The organism is Brevibacillus sp. MCWH, from assembly GCF_013096935.1.
Taxonomy (GTDB): domain Bacteria; phylum Bacillota; class Bacilli; order Brevibacillales; family Brevibacillaceae; genus Brevibacillus; species Brevibacillus aydinogluensis.
In genome coordinates this window covers 1-437 of sequence record NZ_SDLF01000176.1, presented here as the reverse complement: position 1 = coordinate 437, position 437 = coordinate 1, and the positions used below count along the sequence as shown (strand labels likewise).

General features: G+C 38.7%; 1 protein-coding gene. It reads left to right on the top strand.

Annotated elements, in window-relative coordinates; translation table 11 throughout:
- Nucleotides 1–182: 182 nt before the first annotated feature.
- Nucleotides 183–425: a hypothetical protein gene (locus tag ETC00_RS19950; RefSeq protein ID WP_171567766.1), complete on the top strand. Its 243-nt coding sequence runs from the start codon at nt 183–185 to the stop codon at nt 423–425.
- Nucleotides 426–437: the final 12 nt, after the last annotated feature.

Below are 437 nucleotides of genomic sequence, written 5' to 3'. Positions count from 1 at the left end.
CTCCGGCATTGTCCATAGGCGGTGGAAGTGATGTAGCTAGACAATCTTGTTTTGATTTAATTCAAGAAATTGCCTTTAATTCATCAATCAAAATAGAAATGGCACAAACATTTGCGCAAGGCGGATCAACTAACTTAAACGGTGTCGTAGAATACGCATTGGTTTAATAAGGAGGGAATGAAATGATAGAGGTATTAAGAGAATTTGTTGAAAACGGTATGCGAGTAATTGAATATACCCGCGATGGAGTAAATGTTTCACACAGAGTAGAGGTTCCAGTTCAAAACGAAACCGCAGGAGAACAATTACCACCATTACCACCGAATCCAATTTTGCAATTGCAACAAGAAAATGCGGAATTGAAAGAACGAATTGAAATCATGCACCAAGCACTAGACGACCTTTTGTTAGGAGGTATGCAATAATGGCAGCATATT